At 37.3% G+C, this 791-nt stretch carries 1 protein-coding gene; it reads left to right on the top strand.

Annotated elements, in window-relative coordinates; all coding sequences use genetic code 11:
• Window positions 1–135 precede the first annotated feature (135 nt).
• A partial coding sequence (locus A3860_RS05485) for an IS4 family transposase (protein ID WP_143773966.1) occupies window positions 136–791 on the top strand: 656 nt, incomplete at its 3' end.

Consider the following 791-nt stretch of genomic DNA (forward strand, 5'->3'; position numbering starts at 1 on the left):
CACAAGCGTTGCGTTGTTGCAAATAGAAGTTCTTTGAAATTGTTGTCTGTATTGGATTTGATGCGATTTTGATGTGGAAACGATTTGAAAATCATTTAAAATAGCCTTTGTATAATTGTCTGATAATCAATACCGATGAATCAGGGCAAATACATCTTTTCGCAAATAATCTCACTTATTTCGCACAAATCCTTCTATAACTGTGTCAAACGATATAATGGCGACTACAAGACTAAACAGTTCACATGTTGGAAACAATTCCTCTGTATGGCTTTTGGTCAGCTAACACATCGGGAAAGTCTATCCGATACTATTTTGTGTTTGACTGCCAATGCGGCTAAATTGTATCATCTTGGCATCGGTGAAGTCATTTCAAAAACAACTTTGTCCAGAGCGAATGAACAAAGAAACTGGAAAATATATGCAGACTTATGTATGCAACTTATCCAGGAAGCAAAAAGCCTTTACCTGAACGACGATCATAGACTCGAAGTTGATATTGATAGCAACATCTTTGCGATCGATGCTACAGTTATAGATGTATCGCTTTCTGCTTTTTACTGGGCTAAATACAAACACAACAGAGGAGGCGTTAAAGTTCACACACAGCTGGATTTAAAAACTTCAATTCCAGAGTTTATCGAAATTACTTCTGGCTTTGTTCATGAACTTAGCATTTTTGATATGGTTAAGTACGAGGCTGACAGCTTTTACGTCGTAGACCGCGGCTACATTGACTTTGAACGGTTTTACCGTATCCATTGTGCTAATGCTTTTTTCATAACAAGAGC

It is taken from the genome of Niastella vici, assembly GCF_002077945.1.
Classification (GTDB): Bacteria; Bacteroidota; Bacteroidia; order Chitinophagales; family Chitinophagaceae; genus Niastella; species Niastella vici.